At 65.1% G+C, this 2007-nt stretch carries 1 protein-coding gene; it reads right to left on the bottom strand.

All coding sequences use genetic code 11. The features are described 5' to 3' along the window. Positions 1–2007, bottom strand: a 2007-nt coding sequence (locus ACFQ0E_RS19105; protein ID WP_386826611.1) for a condensation domain-containing protein, incomplete at both ends; no start/stop codon positions are given.

Below are 2007 nucleotides of genomic sequence, written 5' to 3' on the forward strand. Positions count from 1 at the left end.
CGGGCGCCGGGCCTTCCGACAGCGCCACCAGCGCCGCGCGTTCGTCCTCGTCCACCAGCGGCAGCGCATGCAGCGGCCGCTGCGGATCGGCGACCACCGCCGACAGCAGCGTCTCGAAGCTGTTCGCCATCCGCGCGATCGTCTCGGGACGGAACAGGTCGGTGGCGTATCGCCATACCAGACGAATGCCGTCGGCCTGCTCGGCAGCGTAGAGGGTGAGGTCGAAATTGCTTTCGAACCCCAGCTGGCTGTTGCCTGCGACGCCCGAACCGTTCAGATCAATGCGATCAACGTCGTTGTTGTCCACGTTGAGCACGATCTGGAAGATCGGATTGTGGCTGAGGCTGCGTTCGGGATTGAGCTTTTCGGTCAGGAGTTCGAAGGGCAGCTGCTGGCAGTCGAAATCCGCGATGTCCTGCACCTTCGTCCGCGCCAGGAGGGCGTGGAACGAATCTTCCGCCTCGATCGTGCTGCGCAGCACGATGGAGTTGGAGAAGAAGCCGATGAGATTGGCGACCTCGCTCTGTTCGCGGTTGGCTACAGCCGTTCCGAGCACGATGTCGGACGCACCCGAATGCCGCGACAGCCATGTGGCGAATGCCGCATGCATGCCCATGAAGAAGGTCGCGCCATGCTGCCCGCACACGCGCTTGAGCGCTTGCGCGACCCCGGCACCAACGCGATGCCGATAGACATCGCCACGATAGGACTGCTGGTCCGGACGCTCGTGGTCCGTGGACAACTGATGCAGGGTCGGAATGCCGTCGAGGCGCGTCTTCCAGTAGTCGACGAGCTGGTCGAGGTTCTCGCCGGACAGTCGGCCGCGCTGCCACTGGGCGTAATCCCGGTACTGGATCTGCAATGCAGGCAATGCCGCTTCCGCCGTCGCCTTATCCACGCCTTCCGAATAGGCGCGGTACAGGGCGTTGAAATCGCGCATCAGCACGCCGACGGACCAGCCATCGCAGACGATGTGATGCATGTGGATCAGCAGCACGTGCCGCCCTTCGTCCAGCCTGACGAGATGCACGCGCAGCATCACGTCCTTCGACAGGTCGAAACGGCGTGTCTTCGCTTCGCGCCGGACGCGCAGCAGCGCAGCGTCGGCGTCGGCCGGAGCGAGGTGACTGAAGTCGACGTACTCCACGCGGAACCCATGGTCGTGCAGGACTTCCTGGCTTGCGACGCCGTGGTGCTCGCGGATGACGGTACGCAGGATCTGGTGGCGAGAAACGATGCTGCGGAATGCCTGGTCCAGCGCGTTCCGGTCGATCTCGCCGGTGATGCTCAGCGAGGTGCCGGTGATGTAGCTGGCGCTGGCGTTCTCCATCTGATCGAGAAGCCAGAGGCTGTTCTGCGCATGCGACAGCGCGACCGGCCCGTCATGGCCGACCGGCATGATCGGCGACAGCCGCGACGGCGACGCATCCGACGACTCCGCGTCCGACTTCTGCGCATGGATCAGGCGCGCCTGCTCCTCGATGCTCGGCAGCTCGAACAGGCTCTTGAGCGTGAAATCCACCTCGAAACGCTTGCGGATCTGGCTCGCCAGACGCGTCGCCAGCAACGAGTGGCCGCCGCGCTGGAAGAAATTGTCCGTCACGCCGATCTCGTCGCTCTTCAACAACGTCGACCAGATCTCCAGCAACGCCGTCTCCACCTCGTTCGACGGACCCCGGCGCTTCGACGCCGACGCATGTCCACGACGCAGTGCGCCACGATCCACCTTCCCGCTCCGCGTCAGCGGCCATTCCTCCACCACCTCGTAGCCAGAGGGCAGCAGGTAACCCGGCAGACGCTCCGACAACCATGCCTCCACCTCCGACACACCCGTGCCAGACAGGGACACGTACGCGTGCAGGCTCTCGTCCTCCACCTTCACCACCGCGCCGGTCACGCCCGCACAGCTACGCAGCGCGGACTCCACCTCGCCCAGCTCGATCCGGTAGCCGCGCACCTTCACCTGGTGGTCCGCGCGTCCCACGAACACCAGCTGGCCGCCCTCGC

Source organism: Lysobacter brunescens, from assembly GCF_042677005.1.
Taxonomy (GTDB): domain Bacteria; phylum Pseudomonadota; class Gammaproteobacteria; order Xanthomonadales; family Xanthomonadaceae; genus Lysobacter_I; species Lysobacter_I brunescens.